This is a genomic window from Microbacterium sp. FW305-3-2-15-F-LB2 (assembly GCF_058787255.1).
In genome coordinates this window covers 2,356,040-2,373,530 of sequence record NZ_JBYSZO010000001.1, presented here as the reverse complement: position 1 = coordinate 2,373,530, position 17,491 = coordinate 2,356,040, and the positions used below count along the sequence as shown (strand labels likewise).

Here is a 17,491-nt window from a genome sequence, read left to right as displayed (position 1 = left end):
ACGCGTGAGGAGCGACATGGCCAAGCGGAAACGGCTGAACACCGGTGTCGAGTGGGTGCAGTTGGAGACGACCGCCGCGGACTGGAAGGCCGCCGACCCGGAACTGCTCGGGACCATGCTCGGTCAACTGCATCTGATCCGGGCCTTCGAAGAGGCGGTGCTCGACCTGGCGGGCGCGGGCCTCGTCCATGGCCCCGCGCACTCCAGCATCGGTCAGGAGGGCGGCGCGGTCGGCTCGATCGTGTCCCTTCGACCCGCGGATGCCGTCAACGGCTCGCACCGCGGACACCACCAGTTCCTCGCCAAGACGCTCGCCTACGTTTCTGGCGGTGCGCTCGACCCGACCGCTCTCGTGACGCCGGACGTGCAGACGCTGCTCGACCGCACGCTCGCCGAGATCCTCGGCCTGGCATCGGGCTTTTCGGGCGGCCGGGGCGGTTCCATGCACCTGCAGTGGCTGGAGGCCGGTGCGCTCGGCACCAACGCCATCGTGGGCGGCGGTGCGCCGCTCGCCACCGGTCACGCGTGGGCGCAGAAGCACGCCGGCACGTCCGACGTCTCGATCAACTACTTCGGTGACGGGTCCAGCCAGATCGGATCGGTGCTGGAGTCGATGAACCTCGCCTCGACGTGGAAACTCCCCGTGGCGTATTTCATCGAGAACAACCTCTACGCCGTCTCGACTCGCGCGGACGAGGCGAGCGCCGACACGCGCTTCTCCGTACGCGGCCAGGGGTTCTCCATCCCCGCGTGGCGCGTCGACGGCATGGACCCGCTCGCCGTGCACCTGGCGACGGGCGAGGCCCTCGACCGCATGCGCGCGGGGGAGGGGCCCGCGATCGTCGAGGCCGAGGTGTACCGGTTCTTCCACCAGAACGGTCCCTACCCGGGGAGCGCGTTCGGCTACCGGACGAAGGATGAGGAGGGGCAGTGGCGCGCGCGCGATCCGCTCGAGCGGATGGCATCCGAGATGCGCCGACTCGGTCTCCTCGACGACGCCGAGGCGCAGGCGGTCCGCGAGCAGGCCGTGGCCGCCGTCGCGCAGTCGGTCGCCGCGGTGGTCGAGGCCGACCCCGAGCGTCCCGGCCGACGCCGCATCCGCCCGGAGCTGTGGCCCGACCCTGCCGTCGTCGACACCGGCATCCGGGGGGATGCCTCCGAGCTCGACGCCCTTACGGCGGCCGAGCCGACGGACTGGACCGGACCGTGGCGCGACGTGAAGTTCGTCGACGCGGTCGCGCAGACCATGGACCGCCGCATGGAGACGGACCCGCGCATCATCGTGCTCGGCGAGGACGTCCACCGGCTCGGCGGCGGCACGAACGGGGCGACGAAGGGCCTCGCCGAGAAGTACGGACCCGACCGCGTCATCGGCACGCCGATCAGCGAGAACGGGTTCTTCGGCGCGGCCGGCGGTGTCGCGATGGACGGACGGTTCCGTCCCGTCGTGGAGTTCATGTACCCCGACTTCATGTGGGTGGCCGCCGACCAGGTGTTCAACCAGGTCGGCAAGGCCCGGCACATGTTCGGCGACAACAACACCGTGCCGCTCGTCCTACGCACCAAGATCGCGATGGGCTCGGGCTACGGCTCGCAGCACCTGATGGACCCGGCCGGTATCTTCGCGACGCAGGCGGGATGGCGCATCGTCGCCGCGTCGACCGCCGCCGACTACGTCGGGCTCATGAACGCGGCCCTCGCATTGGAAGACCCGGTGCTCGTCATCGAGCACGTCGACCTCTACGGCACCCCCGACCGGGTGCCCGACACCGACCTCGACTACGTCATCCCTCCCGCGAGCGCCGCGGTGCGCCGCGAGGGCAACGACGTGACGGTGCTGACCTACCTGTCGATGGTCGGGCACACCCTCGAAGCCGTCGAGCAGACCGGGACGGATGCCGAGGTCATCGACCTCCGGTGGCTCGATCGCGCCTCGCTGGACTGGGAGACCGTCGGCGAGAGCATCCGCAAGACCAACGCCGTCCTCATCGTCGAGCAGGGTGCGCGCGGACCGTCGTACGGCGCGTGGCTCGCCGACGAGATCCAGCGGCGGTTCTTCGACTGGCTCGACCAACCGGTCGAACGCGTCACGGGCGGTGAGGCGAGCCCGAGCATCTCGAAGGTGCTGGAGCGGGCCGCGATCGCCCGCACGGAAGAGGTCGTCGCCGGTCTCGAGCGCGTGCGTGCGGCGGGAGGGATCCGCTGATGGCCATCGTCGTCCGCATGCCCGAGATTGCCACGGGGGCCGCCGAAGCGGCCATCCAGAGCTGGCTCGTCGAGGTCGGCAGCCCCGTGCGCGCCGGGCAGGCGATCGTGGAGATCGAGACCGAGAAGGCCGTCGTCGAGTACGAGGCCGAGCGTGCCGGCATCCTCGCCGGCATCCTCCTGCCCGCCGGTGACGCCGCCGCCGTGGGCGTCCCGATCGCGGTCCTCGCCGAGGAGGGGGAGAGCGTGGATGCCGCGCTCGCCGCCGCCGGTGGAGCACCCGCCCCCGCGACTGCGGCGCCGTCGGATGCCGAGGTGGCCGCCGCGCCCGAGGAGGCCGCGGAGGCTCCCGCCGCGCCGACGTCCGACGCCGCCGCGCCGACGTCCACCCCCGCCGCGCCGACGTCCCCGCCCGCGGCGCCTTCGCCCGCGCCCCCGGCGCCCGCCGACCCGACGGCGCAGGCCGACTCCGTCCCCGGCGAGGAGCGGCGACTCTTCGCCTCGCCCCTCGTCCGACGCCTGGCCGCGGAACGCGGGATCGATCTCGCCGACGTGCCGGGCTCGGGTCCGCGCGGTCGGATCGTGCGGCGCGACCTGGATGCCTGGACCCCGGCGCCGACGGAGCGGCATCCGGATCCCGAGCCCTCCGTCGCAGAGCCGCAAGCCGTGCCGACCTCGCTCGGCGCGGAGTTTGAGGACGTGCCGCACACCGGCATGCGCCGGGCGATCGCGCGGCGGCTCACCGAATCCAAGGCCACGGTGCCGCACTTCTACCTTCAGGCCGATTGCCGCGTCGATGCGCTGCTCGCTCTGCGCGCGCAGATCAACGAGGGACGCGAGCACCGCATCTCCGTCAACGACCTCGTCGTGAAGGCGGTCGCCGGCGCGATGCGAGACGTCCCCGAGGCCAACGCGATCTGGACCCCGGATGCCACGCGTCGGTTCACCGCGGCGGACATCGCCGTCGCGGTCTCGGTTCCGGGCGGTCTGCTCACCCCGGTGGTGTGGGGGGCCGACCGGCTCTCGATCGGCGAGCTCGCCGCGACCGTTCGCGACCTCGCCGGGCGGGCGCGAGAGGGGCGTCTGAAGCAGAACGAGCTCGAGGGCGGCTCGTTCGCGGTCTCGAACCTGGGCATGTACGGCACGACGTCGTTCTCCGCGATCATCAACCCGCCGCACGCCGGCATCCTCGCCGTCGGCGCCGCGACGCGGCGTCCGGTGGTGGAGCAGGACGGATCGCTCGCGGCCGCGACGGTCATGTCGGTGACCCTGTCCGCCGACCACCGGGTGCTCGACGGCGCACTGGCGGCCCAGTGGTTGGCCGCGTTCGTGGCCCGGATCGAGAATCCTCTGCAGATCCTGCTGTGAATTGCGTCGGTTCCGGGCGTTCGCGTTTCGCGACGCTCCCGGAACCGGCACGCTGGGAGAACACGTCCGCATGAGATCGCGGACCGGAGGAGAGGAACAGCCGTGACCCGCATCGCCGTCATCGGAGGAACCGGCTACGCCGGTAGCCACATCGTCACCGAGGCCGTTCGCCGCGGCCACACCGTCGTCTCGGTCGCCCGGTCGGTTCCGTCCGAGCGTGTCGAGGGAGCGACCTACATCGAGGGGACCGTCCTGGACGTTCCCGGCCTCATTGCCGAGCTCGAGGGCGTCGACGTCGTGGTCTCGGCCGTCGCTCCCCGGGGCGACATGCTGGGCAAGCTCCGCCCGGCGATCGCCCAGCTGAACTCCGTTCTTCCCGAGGACGTGCGTCTGGGCGTGATCGGCGGAGCCGGGGGAACCCTGGTCGCCGAGGGCGGCCCGCGCCTCATCGACACCGAGGGCTTCACCGACGAGTACAAGCCCGAGGCGTCCGAGGCGATCGGCATCCTGGAAGACCTCGAGGCGGATTCCTCCGACCGTGACTGGTTCTACATCCACCCCGCCGGCGGGTTCGGCGTGTGGGCCCCGGGTGAGCGCACCGGGACCTACCGCGACGGCGGGCACGTGCTGGTCGTGGATGCCAACGGCGACTCGTTCATCTCTGGCGCCGACTTCGCTGTCGCGGTGCTCGATGAGATCGAGAACCCGAAGCACTCGCGCGACCACTTCGCCGTCGGGTACTGACACCGCGAACGACGACGGCGCCGTCCCTTCCGGGGCGGCGCCGTCGTCGTTCGGTCAGACCAGGTCGCGCCAGTCGATGACGTCCGTGTCCGTCGTCGGGACTTCGCCCGTCTCCGGTGCCGTGGCATCCGAGATCGTGGCGAGCGACATCGTGTCGGTCGGAGGTCCCATGACGGTGGCCTCGTCGCGGCGGTGGCTGAGCACCTCGTCGATGTAGGAGGTCACGACTTCGGCCAGCGGCACCGACCGGCCTCGGGCCTGCGACATGTACCACCGGTGTTCGAGGACCTGGTGGAAGACCTCCGCCGGTTCGAGCTTCGCGCGCAGGTCGAAGGGGATCGCCATGACGATCGGCTCGAAGACGCGGGTCAGCCACTCGTGCGCGACCATCTCTTCGTCGGCGCCGAGGCGCGACACCCGCGCGCGGAACTCGTCGAGGTCGTTGAGGAGTCGCCGGGCCTGGTTCTCCTCGACGTCGAGGCCGGTCAGGCGCAACAGCCGTCGCTGGTGGTGGCCGGCGTCGACCACCTTCGGTTGGATGGAGACATGGGTGCCGTCGCTCGCCGTCTTGATCGACATCTCCCCGATGTCGAAGCCGAGGGCGTTCAGGCGGTGCACGCGTTCGGTGATCCGCCACGATTCGTCGACGGCGAACGTCTCCTTGTCGGTGAGGGCGCCCCACAGTGAGTGGTACGACGCGACGAGCCCGTCGGCGATGGCGACGGCATCCACCCCGCCCTCGAGGCGACCTCCTGCCTCGAGGTCCATGATCTCGCCGGCGATGTTGGTGCGGGCGACGTCCAGGTCGTGGGCGCGCTGGCCGTTGGTGAGGCGATTGCCGTGCAACTCTCCGGTCTCGGCATCCACGAGGTAGGCAGCGAACTCGCCGGCGTCGCGGCGGAAGAGAGTGTTCGACAGCGAGACGTCGCCCCAGAAGAAGCCCACGTTGTGGAGTCGAACGAGGAGGACGGCGAGGGCATCGACGAGACGCGTCGCCGTGTGGGGGCGCAGGACCTGGGTGAACAGCGCGCGGTAGGGCAGGGAGAAGCGCAGGTGCGAGGTGACGAGGGCGGCGGGGAGGGGGCGGCCCGAGGCATCCGTCCGCCCGGCGATCACAGCGACCCGCTCGACGCACGGCGCGTCCAGACGGTGAAGGTTGCCCAGCATGTCGTACTCGCGGCGGGCCATCTCCTCGGTCGTCTCCTTGATGGCGACGACGCGGCCGGACAGCGTCGCGAAGCGCACGAGGTGACGCGAGATGCCCTTGGGGAGGGCGACGATGTGCGAACTCGGCCAGTCGGTGAGGCCCGTCGACCACGGCAACTGCAGGAGTCCGGGGTCGACGGTGCTGGCGGTGATGCTGAGGGATTCGGCCACGGTTCCTCCGGGGAAAAACGGGTGCGGCGCGGGGAGTCGTGAAAGACTCCCCGCGCCGCGACGGTGCGTGAGATCAGGCGGAGGCGATGGCCTTGTCGGTCAGACGGTCGCCCGACTCGAGGTCGAAGACGTGCACGTGACCGGGGACCGGCGCCAGCACGACCGTCTCGCCCGCGTTGGGGTGACGGCGGCCGTCGACGCGCGCGACGATGTCGGTGCGCTTGCCGTTGATGTCGGTGTGGCCGTACAGGTAGCCGTCGGCGCCGAGCTCTTCGACCAGGTCGACGACGACCGACAGGCCGCGGCCGTCGGCCGGGGCGACCTGGATGTCCTCGGGGCGGACACCGATGGTGACCTCGCCGCCGTGGGCCTTGCCGATGACGTCGGCCTCGACGGGGACGATCAGGTCGCCGAAGCGCACGCCGCCCTCGGCCAGGTCGACCGGGAAGAGGTTCATCGCGGGCGAACCGATGAAGCCGGCGACGAAGACGTTCTTCGGCTTCTCGTACAGGTCGCGCGGGGTGCCGACCTGCTGGAGCAGGCCGTCCTTGAGCACGGCGATGCGGTCGCCCATCGTGAGCGCCTCGGTCTGGTCGTGCGTGACGTAGACCGTGGTGACGCCCAGGCGGCGCTGCAGCGACGCGATCTGGGTGCGGGTCTGGACACGGAGCTTGGCGTCGAGGTTCGACAGCGGCTCGTCCATGAGGAACACCTGGGGCTGACGCACGATCGCGCGGCCCATGGCGACGCGCTGACGCTGACCACCCGAGAGGGCCTTCGGCTTACGCGTGAGGTACTCCTCGAGGTCGAGGAGCTTCGCGGCCTCGAGGACGCGAGCGGCGCGCTCCTCCTTGCCGACGCCGGCGATCTTCAGGGCGAAGCCCATGTTCTCGGCGACGGTCATGTGGGGGTAGAGCGCGTAGTTCTGGAAGACCATCGCGATGTCGCGGTCCTTCGGCGGGACGTCGGTGACGTCGCGGTCGCCGATCAGGATGCGGCCGGAGTTGACCTCTTCGAGGCCGGCGAGCATGCGCAGCGACGTGGACTTACCGCAACCGGAGGGGCCGACCAGAACCAGGAACTCGCCGTCGGCGACCTCGAGGTTGAGCTTGTCGACCGCGGGGCGAGTGCCTCCGGGGTACAGACGGGTTGCGTTGTCAAAGGTGACGGACGCCATTTCTTCTTCTCCTTCACCGGCAGGTACGTGCCGGACGATCCGTAGTGAATGGAATGAACGGGGGCGACCCCGAGCGCGCGCGACAGTGAGCGCAGGGTCAGTATGGCACGTGTCTGGGCATTTCTCAGCCAGGCTTACTACCATCGATCCTCGTTCGCCTACCCGTGCGTTCCCGTGATCGTCAGCGGATCCTGTCCGCGCCCGAGAGGTCCCATGTCCAACGACCAGACGCCGAATCTGCCCGCCGAGAACGCCCGCCGTGAGGCGGTTCGTGAGAAGGCGCAGCAGGTCAAGGCACGTCAGACGCGGGCCCGGATCGTTCGCCGGTCGCTCGTGACGATCGGTGCCGTTGCGGTCGTCGCGGTCGGTGCCGCGGGTGTCACCTACGCGTTGTCGTCGCAGGACGGCCGGTCGCAGGCCCTCCCGGATGCCGCGTCCAACGACGGCTTCGTCGTCACCGCGGCAACGGGCATCGCCGACCCGAAGGCCGACCAGACCGTTGACGGCAACGCGTCCGCGATGGCGGCCGAGGCGACTCCCACGGAGACGCCGACCCCCACCCCGGCGCCCACGACGACCGCCGCTCCCGTCGACATCCGCGTCTACGTGGATTACCTCTCGACCGAGGCGCGGGAGTTCCAGCTCGCCAACGCCGAGCAGCTCTCGAAGTGGGTTTCTCAGGATGCCGCGTCCCTGACGTACTACCCGGTGGCGATGCTCACCTCGAAGTCGAACGGCACGAAGTACAGCCTGCGCGCCGCGAATGCCGCCGCGTGTGTCGCGACGCACGCGTCCGACAAGTTCTTCGCCTTCAACCACGAACTCCTCGTCAACCAGCCCGCCGTCGATTCCGACGGATACAGCGACGAGAAGCTCGCCGACATGGCGCAGGGCACGGGCGTGAGCGACCCCGACACGGTGCGCGACTGCATCGAGGACGAGACGTTCACGTCGTGGGCGAAGGCCGCCACCGACCGCGCGATCAAGGGCCTCCCCGACACAAAGGGTCAGGCGCTCACCGCGACTCCGACCGTGCTCGTGAACGGCACCCCCTACGTCGGCCGCATGGACGACCCGAAGGAGTTCGCGCAGTTCGTGCTCACGGTCGACAGCAACGCCTACTACTCCACGGCAACCCCGACCCCGACCCCGACGGCGACCGAGACGCCGGCCGGCTGAGGCATTCGGGGCGTCACCGCACGCGCCGATAGGATGGGTGTCCCGCCGGCTTGGCGCAATTGGTAGCGCACCGTACTTGTAATACGGGGGTTGCAGGTTCAAGTCCTGTAGCCGGCACTCTCCCTCGTACCCCGAGGTCACCTTCTTGGCTCCCGTGACCCTCCGTGAGCGCCGCACACTGCGGGTAGCAGAGCCTGCACCGTGACCCTTCCTGCACGGTGCGGTGCGTAAGTCAACCCTGAGCGCACGAGGCTTCGGTGCAGCACTCTCGATGTGGGGCAAGAAACGAGAGTCATGCAGCACACCAACGCTGTCACGTGGAACAACGTCGAAGGGCTCTCAGACCACGAGCGTGAACTCGGGCAGGCAATCTTCCCGGACGTCGATCTCCGTCACGTGTCGATCGTCCGGTGCCGAGTCAATGGCGAGCTGATACCGGACATCATCTCCGGCGTTGTGCAGCGCGAGGGTGGGCCCAAAGACTCCACGGATCGGCTCAGCGCAGCCCCACCCGCAGCCACAGCACCCCGTGCGCGGCCACGGTGAGCCCGCCGGCAACCGACACGGGTGCGTCGGCGACGAGGTCGATGGCATCCGGGTCCAGCCCCGACAGGGTCAGCGCGTCGATCTCGACCGCGTGGTCGGCGACGTTCGCGAGCACCAGGACCGCCGCACCCGAATCGCCGGGGCGCAGGAACGCCACCACCGAGTCGACGTGCGCGTCGAAGGCGATGAGGTCGTTTCCGCCGAGTTCGGGCGTCGAGCGCCGGACCTCGAGGAGTCGTGTCAGGCGGGCGAAGACGCGGCCCGCCGGGGTCGTGGCATCCATCCGGTCCGCGTAGTTCTGCTCGGGTCGGTGCGGGCGGTGCACCCACCGGCTGTCGCCGGCCTCCGCGCGATCGCGACGGTAGGAGTAGTCGTTGAGCTGAGCGACCTCGTCACCGAGGTAGAGCAGGGGGATACCGCCCGTCGAGAGGGCGAGCGCGTGCGCCAGCACGACACGGTCCTCGCCGCCGGCGTCTCCCGCCTCGATGCCGGCGAGCGAGGCGGTCGTCCCGGCGATGCGCGCGTCGCCGGTGCGCGGGTTCTCCTGGAACGGCACGCCGCGCGAGAACGAGCCTTCGACACGTCCGACGTAGAAGTCGTTGAGGAACCTCCGGTGGGGATACCCCTGGATGCCGAGCTCCGCGGCGTCCTCGTCGGCGAACGTCCACCCGATGTCGTCGTGGCTGCGGACGTAGTTGACCCACGCGGTGCCCTCGGGCAGGGCGTGCCGGCGTTCGAGCGCCTGCTGCAGAAGCCGACCGTCGCGGGTGGCGAGGGCCTCCCACGTGAGCGCCATCTGCAGCGGGTTGTAGGAGAGCTGGCACTCCTCGGCGGAGATGTACGAGACCACTTCGTCGGGGTGCACGATCGCCTCCGACTTGAACAGCAGGCTCGGCGCCGCCATGCGCAGCACCGCGTTGAACGCCTGCAGGAGGAGGTGTGCCTCCGGCAGCGACTCGCAGGCCGTGCCCAGGCGCTTCCAGATGAAGGCCACGGCATCCATCCGGAGGATCTCGACGCCTTGATTGGCGAGGAAGAGCATCTCCCCGGCCATCGCCTCGAACACCGCGGGGTTGGCGTAGTTCAGGTCCCACTGGAAGTGGTAGAACGTCGCCCAGATCCACCGGCCGTCAGGCAGCTGCACGAAAGAGCCGGGGTGGTCGTCGGGGAAGATCTCCCGCGTCGTCTGCTCGTACGCGTCGGGCAGCTCGCGGTCCGGGTAGATGAGGTAGAAGTCCTCGTACCCCGCGTCGCCTGCCACCGCCTTCCGGGCCCACTCGTGCTCGTTGCTCGTGTGGTTGAAGATGAAGTCCACCACGAGCGAGATGCCCGCGTGGCGGAGCTCCGTCGCGAGGTCGGCGAGCTCCTCCATCGTGCCGAGTGCCGGGTTCACCCGGCGGTAGCTCGAGACCGCGTAGCCCCCGTCACTGTTTCCCTCGGGGCTCTCGAACAGCGGCATCAGGTGCAGGTAGGTCAGCCCCAGCTCCCGGAAGTAAGGGATGGAGTCCCGGATGCCGCTCAATCCGCCGGCGTATCGGTCGACGTAGCAGACACCCCCGAGCATCCGTTCGCTCTCGAACCAGTCCGGATCACTGCCCCGCTCGCGATCAACGGCCTTCAGCTCCTCGGATCGCTCGAGCCACGACCGCCGCGCGAGGTCGACGACGGATGCCAGGCGCTCCACGCCGTCGGACCGGTCGCCGTAGAGACGGCGGAAGAGGCCGTGCAGCCGGGGGAGGTGCAGCTCCACCCCCGCCAGGAACTCGCGGTCAGCCCGCGCGGCGGTCAGCTGGGAAAGGATGCCGGAGACGTCGTCGGGACCGGAGCTGAGTTGAGGCACGTGGAAAGCCTCGCGCATCCGGGCCCCCGGGTCCACATCGGCCACGGACACGTACGATCGACGACGGCCCTCGACGGAGCGGCGCGGAGGAAGAGGAACCATGTCTCAACGACGATCGCCGGGGATCGCCGTCTTCGGCGCCGTGCTGATCGGCTCGCTCACGGCTCTGCAAGCCCGGGTCAACGGCTCGCTTGGTGAAGAGGTCGGCGACGGAGTGCTCGCCGGCGGCATCTCGTTCGGGTCGGGCCTGGTCATCATGCTGGTACTCGCCGCGGTCCTCCCCGCGGGCCGTGCCGGCGTCCGACGCCTCGCGGCGGCCATCCGCGATCGGTCGGTCCCCGCGTGGATGCTCGTGGGGGGCGCGGCCGGCGCGTTCACGGTGGCGAGCCAGGGACTCGCCGTCGCCACCATCGGCGTCGCCCTGTTCACGGTGGGCTTCGTCGCGGGGCAGACCACCGGGGGACTCCTCCTCGACCGGTTCGGTCACGGTCCGGCGGGCGTGGTGCCGGTCACCGTACCCCGCATCGCCGGGGCTCTGCTCGCCCTCGCGGGGGTGGGCGTTTCTCTGACGGGGGACCGGCTCGGTGGCATCCCGGTCTGGATGCTCGTGGTGCCCGTCATCGCCGGAGCGGGCGTCGCCTGGCAGCAGGGCACCAACGGACGCCTGCGCCTGCGGACCCAGAGCCCCCTCGCCGCGACGCTGGTCAACTTCGCCGGCGGTACATCGGTGCTGATCGTCGCGTCGCTCGTGCACATCGCGGTGGTCGGTGCCCCGCGAGACCTGCCCACCGACCCGTGGCTGTATCTCGGCGGCGCGCTGGGCGTGGTCTATATCTTCCTGTCATCGGTGATCGTTCAGCGCACCGGTGTTCTCGTGCTCGGGTTGGGGTCCGTCGTCGGTTTGCTGACCACGTCGGTTTTCCTGGACGCACTCTGGCCCGCGCCGGCGGCGCCGCCGATCCCCGTTGCCGTGCTGGCCGCTTCCGTGGCCATCGCGGGCGTCGTCGTCGCCGCGGTGCCGTGGGGTCGTCTCCGCCGAGGCTGAGTCCCACGACGAAGCGCCGCCGCGGTGCGAACCGGCGACGGCGCTTCGGGGTGGATCAGAGGTGCGCCTCGTCGACCTTCCGACGCTTCTTGCCTCCCGGCATCCGCGACAGGTGCTTGGCGGCATCCACGGTCTTGCGCCGGGTCGGGCGCGACCGCACGGGCTTGCCACCGATGTAGAGCCACCCGAGCAGCACCTCGCCCTTCGTGAGGCCGTGGGCCTTCGCGAGGACCTTGCTGCGCGTGTTGTCGTCGGTGCGCCAGAACACCCCGAACCCCGCTTCATCGAGCGCGAGGCTCAGCATGTGGGCGACGCCCGAGGCGACGGCCTCCTGCTCCCATGCCGGGATCTTCTTCGAACTCAGATCCGCCACCACGGCGACGATGAGCGGTGCGCGCCGCGGCTTCGAGGAAGGCCCTTCTTGCCGTCGGCCTTGTTCAGCGCACGGGCGAGGACGTCGCGGTCGGCCCCGCGGATCTCGATCAGACGCCACGGCCGCAGCGATTTGTGATCGGCTACGCGACCGGCTGCCGAAACGAATGCCTCGAGCTCGGGGCCGGTGGGGGCGAGATCGGTGACCTTCGACCACGACCGACGGTCGCGCATCGCCTCCAGCGCGCTCATGCCTCGTCGGCGGGGCTGAAACTCAGCGACAGCGAGTTCATGCAGTAGCGGTCGCCCGTGGGCGTCCCGAATCCGTCGGGGAACACGTGGCCCAGGTGCGAGCCGCAGTTGGCGCAACGCACCTCGGTGCGCTGCATGCCGTGGCTGTTGTCCTCGATCAGCTCGACGGCCTCGGGCTTGACGGACTCGTAGAAGCTCGGCCATCCGCAGTGCGAATCGAACTTCGTCCCGCTCTGGAACAGCTCGGCGCCGCAAGCGGCGCACGTGTAGAGGCCGGCGCGGCTCTCGTCGAGCAGCTCGCCCGTCCAAGCGCGCTCGGTTCCGGCCTGGCGCAGGACCGCGTACTGTTCGGGCGTGAGCTCGGCCCGCCACTGGTCGTCGGACTTCTCGACGGCGTAGGTCATGAATGGTCTCCTTCGTCCTGTCCATTCTCTCGTGTCCAGGGACCGCGATGGCCGTGGCGGCATAATCACGGGGTGGACCAGGATGCCATCACCGCCGTCGTCGACCGGTACGGGCGCTTCGCGCGCGACGAGGCTCCGGGGCGGTCTCGCCTGTACGAGGAGTGGGCGCGCCGGGTGACGGTCGACCCGGCGGTTGCGGCGGTGCTCGCGAGGATCCCGGCCACGCACCGACAGCCGCCGCTGGTCTTCGCCGTCCTGCGCCTGCTCGGCGCGCCGACGCAGACGGGCGATCTGTGGGCGCAGTGGGTGGTCGCGCACACGGAGGCGATCGTCGCCGAGTGCGGACGGCGGAGTCTGCAGACCAACGAGCCGCTGCGCTGCGCCGCCCTGCTGCCGGCGCTGTCGCTCATCGAGGGGCCCATCGCTCTGCTCGAGGTGGGCGCGAGCGGGGGTCTCTGCCTCTACCCTGACCGCTACTCGTATCGCTTCCGGTCGCCCGACGACGCGGTGACGGCTCTCGACCCGGCGGACGGCCCCAGCGCGGTCGTCCTCGTGGCCGACGTCGACGGCGACCCACCGCTGCGCCTGCCCGAGGTCGTCTGGCGCGCGGGAATCGATCTCCAGCCCCTCGACGCGCGAGACCCCGAAGACCGCGCCTGGTTGATGGGCCTCGCGTGGCCGGGGGAAGAGGGTCGGCGCGAACGCATCACCGCCGCCCTCGACATCGCCGCCGCCGATCCGCCGCTCCTCGTCGCGGGCGACGGAGCCGAGTCTCTGCCCGGGCTCGCCGCGCGGGCCCCGCGCGACGCGACGCTGGTGGTGACGACTCCCGGCGTCCTCGCGCACGTTCCACGGCGGCACCGCGACGCCGTCATCGCTGCCGCTCGCGCCGCCGGACGATGGGTGACCCTGGATGCCGCGGGCCTCCACGACGCGTGGAACGGATCGCCGAACCTGCGGCCGGGAGGGTTCGCGCTCGCCCTCGACGGCGAGGTCCTGGCCAGCGTCGACCCGCTCGGCGCGTGGGTGGCGTGGCATCCCGGATCTTCCTATCGTCCGCAGTAGCGTGACGACGTGGCCCTCTCCGACCGTGATCTCGCCTTCCTCGCCTTCGAGGGTGAGTGGCGTCGGCACGGCGGTGCGAAGGAGGAGGCGATCCGGTCGGAGTTCGACCTCGCCCCGGCTCGCTACTACCAACTCCTGGGGCGTCTGCTCGACGACCCGGAGGCGTTGGCCGCGGACCCCATGCTCGTGCGACGCCTGCGCCGGCGCCGTGATGAGGCCGCCCAGCAGCACCGTGCTCGTCTCGGGCGCACGGCTGCGCGCTGACGGAGCCACAGAATCTGCCCGGTAACATCGTCCAATGCCCAGATCGACCTTCCCACGGGATCGTTTCGACGACCTCCCGGCCGGCGGCGGCCGCGTCGGCGCGCACCGGGCCGAACATCCCCGCTCCCGCGGGTGGGCAGTCTTCTTCTGGGCGGCGCTGACCACCATCGTCTTGGTGATCGTGGGCATCTTCGGTGTGCTGGTGGCATCCGGCCGCATCTCATTGGGGTCTGACGCGGGACCGAGCCCGACACCCTCGGAGAGCACTCCGGCGGTCATCGACACGTCGTACTCGGTCGTTGTGCTCAACGGGACGCCCGACGACGGCTTGGCAGGCAACCTGCGCGACCAGATCGTGGGCCTCGGATGGGCCTCCGACTCCGTGCAGACCGGCGATTCGGACACGACGGACTTCGCCACGACGACCGTGTACTACCGGACCACCGCGGACGAGCAGGCCGCGCGCGGTCTGGCGGAGGCGATCGGCGGCGCCGAGGTCGCGCAAAGCGACTTCCTCCAGCCCACGGACGACCCCAACACCCCCGACGACGAGGGCGCCGAGAAGCGTCTGGTCGTGGTGATCGGACTCGATCGCACCGCGGGCCAACCGACTCCGTGAGGCCCCTGACGCCGCGTGTTTCCGCGGCGTAAAAAGTTCGGTGCCGCCGTGTCAACAATGCCCGCTCGCGCCGATTCCGCCCGTGTCCGCGTGCTTACGATGACCTCGTCGTTCAGCAACAGGAGATTCGCATGACGCAGGGCACCGTCAAATGGTTCAACGCCGAGAAGGGTTACGGCTTCATCACCGTGACGGACGGACAGGATGTCTTCGTTCACTACTCGAACATCGAGATGTCCGGATTCCGGGTCCTGGAAGAAGGTCAGGCCGTCGAGTTCACGGTCGGGTCCGGACAGAAGGGTCCTCAGGCTGAGTCGGTTCGACTCATCGCCTGACCTCTCGCGATTCCCGCCGCGCCGCGGCCCCCGTCATGGGGGCCGCGGCGCTGCCGTTTCCACGGGCGTCGCGTGGCTTGCACTCCCCAGGGTCGAGTGCCAGAATGAGTTAGCACTCGCTTTCGTCGAGTGCCAAATCTGGAAGTCACCCGTCCGGGAGGGACGACACACTTATGGCAAAGATCATCGCTTTCGACGAAGAGGCCCGTCGCGGTCTCGAGCGCGGCCTCAACACCCTGGCCGACGCCGTCAAGGTGACCCTGGGCCCCCGCGGTCGCAACGTCGTGCTGGAGAAGAAGTGGGGCGCCCCCACGATCACGAACGACGGTGTCTCGATCGCCAAGGAGATCGAGCTCGACGACCCGTACGAGAAGATCGGCGCTGAGCTGGTCAAGGAGGTCGCCAAGAAGACCGACGACGTCGCCGGTGACGGAACGACCACCGCGACCGTCCTCGCTCAGGCGCTCGTCCGCGAGGGCCTGCGCAACGTCGCGGCCGGCGCTGACCCCATCTCGCTCAAGAAGGGCATCGAGAAGGCCGTCAAGGCCGTCACCGACGAGCTCCTGGCCTCGGCCAAGGAAGTCGAGTCCAAGGAGCAGATCGCCGCGACCGCGTCGATCTCCGCCGCCGACCCCGCGATCGGCGAGCTCATCGCCGAGGCGATCGACAAGGTCGGCAAGGAGGGTGTGGTCACCGTCGAGGAGTCCAACACCTTCGGCACCGAGCTCGAGCTCACCGAGGGCATGCGCTTCGACAAGGGGTACATCAACCCCTACTTCGTCACCGACCCCGAGCGCCAGGAAGCGGTCTTCGAAGACCCCTACATCCTGATCGCGAACCAGAAGATCTCGAACATCAAGGACCTTCTGCCCATCGTCGACAAGGTGATCCAGGAGGGCAAGGAACTCCTCATCATCGCCGAGGACGTCGAGGGCGAGGCTCTCGCGACGCTCGTGCTCAACAAGATCCGCGGCATCTTCAAGTCGGCTGCCGTCAAGGCTCCCGGCTTCGGCGACCGTCGCAAGGCTCAGCTGCAGGACATCGCGATCCTCACCGGCGGACAGGTCATCACCGAAGAGGTCGGCCTCAAGCTCGAGAACGCCACCGTCGACCTGCTCGGCCGTGCCCGCAAGGTCATCATCACCAAGGACGAGACCACCATCGTCGAGGGTGCCGGTGACTCCGCGCTGATCGAGGGTCGCGTGACCCAGATCCGTCGCGAGATCGAGAACACCGACAGCGACTACGACCGCGAGAAGCTCCAGGAGCGCCTCGCCAAGCTCGCCGGCGGCGTGGCCGTCATCAAGGCGGGCGCGGCCACCGAGGTCGAGCTCAAGGAGCGCAAGCACCGCATCGAGGACGCCGTGCGCAACGCCAAGGCGGCCGTCGAAGAGGGTGTCGTCGCCGGTGGTGGCGTCGCCCTGATCCAGGCCGGCAAGACCGCGTTCGCGAACCTCGAGCTCACGGGCGACGAGGCGACCGGCGCGAACATCGTCAAGGTGGCCATCGAGGCTCCGCTCAAGCAGATCGCGCTCAACGCCGGTCTCGAGCCGGGCGTCGTCGCCAACAAGGTCGCGGAGCTCCCCGTCGGCCACGGTCTGAACGCCGCGACCGGCGAATACGGTGACCTGTTCGCACAGGGCATCATCGACCCGGCCAAGGTGACGCGCTCCGCGCTGCAGAACGCCGCGTCGATCGCCGGTCTGTTCCTCACGACCGAGGTCGTCGTCGCCGACAAGCCCGAGAAGGTCGCCGCTCCCGCGGGCGACCCGACCGGTGGCATGGACTTCTGATCCCCGCCTAGGTAGACAGAGAACGCCCCCTCCTCCGGGAGGGGGCGTTCTTCGTTCCCGGTCAGGCCAGAGGCCGGCAGACCTCGGTGATGAGGTCTTCGGGGGCAACCTGATCCGGCGTGGTCAGGTAGATGTTGAACCCGTGAGACGCGAGCGTTCCGTCGGCGCGCGGGCTCAGTCCCTCGTCCGCCAGCCGGGCGTTGATGCGATCGTGCGCCTGGCTGATCTGCGTGTAGGGGCCGAGAACGCGCGCGACGAGACAGTCGCGCGCGGGCAGCTCGATCAGGTGCAGCGGTTCCTGCACCGTGATACCCGCCTCGATCGGCAGGAACACCGACAGGTCGACGTCGTGCTCGACGTACGCGTCATCGTGCTCGATCACCCCGCACGGACCGATCGGTGTGAGGGATTGCTCGGCCAGAAGGGGCATCAGACGCCCCCAGAGCTGGCCTTCATCGGAATAGGTCGGCACGGTACCGCGCAGGGCAACGGCGGTCACCGCGGGAACAGTGGTGCGTGTGAGAGTGATGGACATGGGATCGTCTCCGAGTAGTCGAGTGATGAGCGACACCCGCTCCCGTACTGCACGCGCTTCGGCTTCGAGCTCAGCGCGCTGCATCTGCAACGCCCTGTGCCATGCCGGTGTCCCGCGGGCGTCGAGGAGAGCGGCGATGGCGGAGACGCCGAAGCCCACGTCGCGAAGGTTGCGGACGTCGGCCGCATCGACCAGCTGGTGCGGGGCGTAACGCCGGTATCCGGTCCAGGGATCGATATGGGCGGGTACGAGCACGCCGTGGTGGTCGTAATGACGCAACATCCGCACAGATAGTCGACTCAGCGAGCTGAACCGACCGATGCTCATCAGGTTCGTGGTCTCGGCCATGACGTCATCGTGTCCTCTCACAC

Annotated in this window: 16 protein-coding genes and 1 tRNA gene; 11 read left to right on the top strand and 6 right to left on the bottom strand. The window is 69.6% G+C overall.

All coding sequences use genetic code 11. The features are described from left to right. The first annotated feature begins 16 nt into the window (after positions 1-16). The 3 genes from AC3WLZ_RS11505 (at position 17) to AC3WLZ_RS11495 (ending at position 4,317) form a co-directional block, all read left to right on the top strand. Positions 17-2,206, top strand: coding sequence for an alpha-ketoacid dehydrogenase subunit alpha/beta (locus AC3WLZ_RS11505; protein ID WP_492470101.1), 2,190 nt, complete (start codon positions 17-19; stop codon positions 2,204-2,206). Continuing rightward, positions 2,206-3,573, top strand: coding sequence for a dihydrolipoamide acetyltransferase family protein (locus AC3WLZ_RS11500; protein WP_492470100.1), 1,368 nt, complete (start codon positions 2,206-2,208; stop codon positions 3,571-3,573). Before AC3WLZ_RS11505 ends, AC3WLZ_RS11500 begins: the two co-directional genes overlap by 1 nt. A gap of 102 nt (positions 3,574-3,675) precedes the next feature. Continuing rightward, the gene (locus AC3WLZ_RS11495; RefSeq protein ID WP_492470099.1) at positions 3,676-4,317 is read left to right on the top strand and encodes an NAD(P)-dependent oxidoreductase; all 642 of its coding nucleotides are present in this window, start codon (positions 3,676-3,678) and stop codon (positions 4,315-4,317) included. 54 nt (positions 4,318-4,371) lie between these two features. Here the strand turns inward: AC3WLZ_RS11495 and AC3WLZ_RS11490 are convergent, their stop codons facing one another. Both AC3WLZ_RS11490 and AC3WLZ_RS11485 read right to left on the bottom strand, forming a co-directional pair. Next, positions 4,372-5,694, bottom strand: a complete 1,323-nt coding sequence (locus AC3WLZ_RS11490) for a DUF4032 domain-containing protein (protein WP_492470098.1) — start codon at positions 5,692-5,694, stop codon at positions 4,372-4,374. Between the two features lie 73 nt (positions 5,695-5,767). Further along, a complete protein-coding gene (locus AC3WLZ_RS11485) occupies positions 5,768-6,871 on the bottom strand; it encodes an ABC transporter ATP-binding protein (protein ID WP_412925064.1) in 1,104 nt (367 codons plus the stop codon). A gap of 213 nt (positions 6,872-7,084) precedes the next feature. On the opposite strand from AC3WLZ_RS11485, the gene AC3WLZ_RS11480 reads away from it, so the two are divergent. Both AC3WLZ_RS11480 and AC3WLZ_RS11475 read left to right on the top strand, forming a co-directional pair. Next, positions 7,085-8,050 carry a DsbA family protein gene (locus AC3WLZ_RS11480; RefSeq protein ID WP_492470097.1) on the top strand — a complete coding sequence of 322 codons (966 nt, stop codon included), beginning with the start codon at positions 7,085-7,087 and terminating at the stop codon, positions 8,048-8,050. Between the two features lie 44 nt (positions 8,051-8,094). Continuing rightward, a tRNA-Thr gene (locus AC3WLZ_RS11475) sits at positions 8,095-8,167 on the top strand. Between the two features lie 379 nt (positions 8,168-8,546). On the opposite strand, the gene AC3WLZ_RS11470 is transcribed toward AC3WLZ_RS11475, so the two are convergent. Further along, entirely contained in the window at positions 8,547-10,454 is a 1,908-nt protein-coding gene (locus AC3WLZ_RS11470; RefSeq protein WP_492470978.1) for an alpha-amylase family protein, read from the bottom strand. Between the two features lie 82 nt (positions 10,455-10,536). Between AC3WLZ_RS11470 and AC3WLZ_RS11465 the strand changes: the two genes are divergently transcribed. Next, on the top strand, positions 10,537-11,481 hold the full coding sequence (locus AC3WLZ_RS11465; protein ID WP_492470096.1) for a DMT family transporter: 945 nt from the start codon (positions 10,537-10,539) through the stop codon (positions 11,479-11,481). Between the two features lie 55 nt (positions 11,482-11,536). Here AC3WLZ_RS11465 and AC3WLZ_RS11460 read toward each other — a convergent pair whose 3' ends face one another. Both AC3WLZ_RS11460 and msrB read right to left on the bottom strand, forming a co-directional pair. Next, entirely contained in the window at positions 11,537-11,974 is a 438-nt protein-coding gene (locus AC3WLZ_RS11460; protein ID WP_492470095.1) for a nitroreductase family protein, read from the bottom strand. A 127-nt stretch (positions 11,975-12,101) separates the two neighbouring features. After that, a complete protein-coding gene (gene msrB / locus AC3WLZ_RS11455) occupies positions 12,102-12,509 on the bottom strand; it encodes a peptide-methionine (R)-S-oxide reductase MsrB (protein WP_412925059.1) in 408 nt (135 codons plus the stop codon). A gap of 72 nt (positions 12,510-12,581) precedes the next feature. Here msrB and AC3WLZ_RS11450 point away from each other — a divergent pair, with 72 nt between their 5' ends. From AC3WLZ_RS11450 to groL, 5 genes are all read left to right on the top strand, one after another. Next, entirely contained in the window at positions 12,582-13,574 is a 993-nt protein-coding gene (locus tag AC3WLZ_RS11450; RefSeq protein ID WP_492470094.1) for a DUF2332 family protein, read from the top strand. Positions 13,575-13,583: 9 nt separating this feature from the next. Continuing rightward, the gene (locus AC3WLZ_RS11445) at positions 13,584-13,838 is read left to right on the top strand and encodes a DUF3263 domain-containing protein (RefSeq protein WP_412925057.1); all 255 of its coding nucleotides are present in this window, start codon (positions 13,584-13,586) and stop codon (positions 13,836-13,838) included. A gap of 34 nt (positions 13,839-13,872) precedes the next feature. Further along, positions 13,873-14,457: a LytR C-terminal domain-containing protein gene (locus AC3WLZ_RS11440; protein ID WP_492470093.1), complete on the top strand. Its 585-nt coding sequence runs from the start codon at positions 13,873-13,875 to the stop codon at positions 14,455-14,457. Between the two features lie 131 nt (positions 14,458-14,588). Continuing rightward, positions 14,589-14,792: a cold-shock protein gene (locus AC3WLZ_RS11435; protein WP_412925055.1), complete on the top strand. Its 204-nt coding sequence runs from the start codon at positions 14,589-14,591 to the stop codon at positions 14,790-14,792. Positions 14,793-14,965: 173 nt separating this feature from the next. After that, positions 14,966-16,585, top strand: coding sequence for a chaperonin GroEL (groL, locus tag AC3WLZ_RS11430; RefSeq protein WP_412925054.1), 1,620 nt, complete (start codon positions 14,966-14,968; stop codon positions 16,583-16,585). 61 nt (positions 16,586-16,646) lie between these two features. On the opposite strand, the gene AC3WLZ_RS11425 is transcribed toward groL, so the two are convergent. Further along, positions 16,647-17,468: a MerR family transcriptional regulator gene (locus tag AC3WLZ_RS11425; protein ID WP_492470092.1), complete on the bottom strand. Its 822-nt coding sequence runs from the start codon at positions 17,466-17,468 to the stop codon at positions 16,647-16,649. Between the last annotated feature and the right edge of the window lie 23 nt (positions 17,469-17,491).

Bases quoted from the DNA above. Each gene is read 5' to 3' on its own strand.
- AC3WLZ_RS11425 (WP_492470092.1), bottom strand. From the start codon at position 17,468: ATGGCCGAGACCACGAACCTGATGAGCATCGGTCGGTTCAGCTCGCTG.
- AC3WLZ_RS11485 (WP_412925064.1), bottom strand. From the start codon at position 6,871: ATGGCGTCCGTCACCTTTGACAACGCAACCCGTCTGTACCCCGGAGGC.
- msrB (WP_412925059.1), bottom strand. From the start codon at position 12,509: ATGACCTACGCCGTCGAGAAGTCCGACGACCAGTGGCGGGCCGAGCTC.
- AC3WLZ_RS11500 (WP_492470100.1), top strand. From the start codon at position 2,206: ATGGCCATCGTCGTCCGCATGCCCGAGATTGCCACGGGGGCCGCCGAA.
- AC3WLZ_RS11465 (WP_492470096.1), top strand. From the start codon at position 10,537: ATGTCTCAACGACGATCGCCGGGGATCGCCGTCTTCGGCGCCGTGCTG.
- AC3WLZ_RS11440 (WP_492470093.1), top strand. From the start codon at position 13,873: ATGCCCAGATCGACCTTCCCACGGGATCGTTTCGACGACCTCCCGGCC.
- AC3WLZ_RS11435 (WP_412925055.1), top strand. From the start codon at position 14,589: ATGACGCAGGGCACCGTCAAATGGTTCAACGCCGAGAAGGGTTACGGC.
- groL (WP_412925054.1), top strand. From the start codon at position 14,966: ATGGCAAAGATCATCGCTTTCGACGAAGAGGCCCGTCGCGGTCTCGAG.
- AC3WLZ_RS11505 (WP_492470101.1), top strand. From the start codon at position 17: ATGGCCAAGCGGAAACGGCTGAACACCGGTGTCGAGTGGGTGCAGTTG.
- AC3WLZ_RS11480 (WP_492470097.1), top strand. From the start codon at position 7,085: ATGTCCAACGACCAGACGCCGAATCTGCCCGCCGAGAACGCCCGCCGT.
- AC3WLZ_RS11470 (WP_492470978.1), bottom strand. From the start codon at position 10,454: ATGCGCGAGGCTTTCCACGTGCCTCAACTCAGCTCCGGTCCCGACGAC.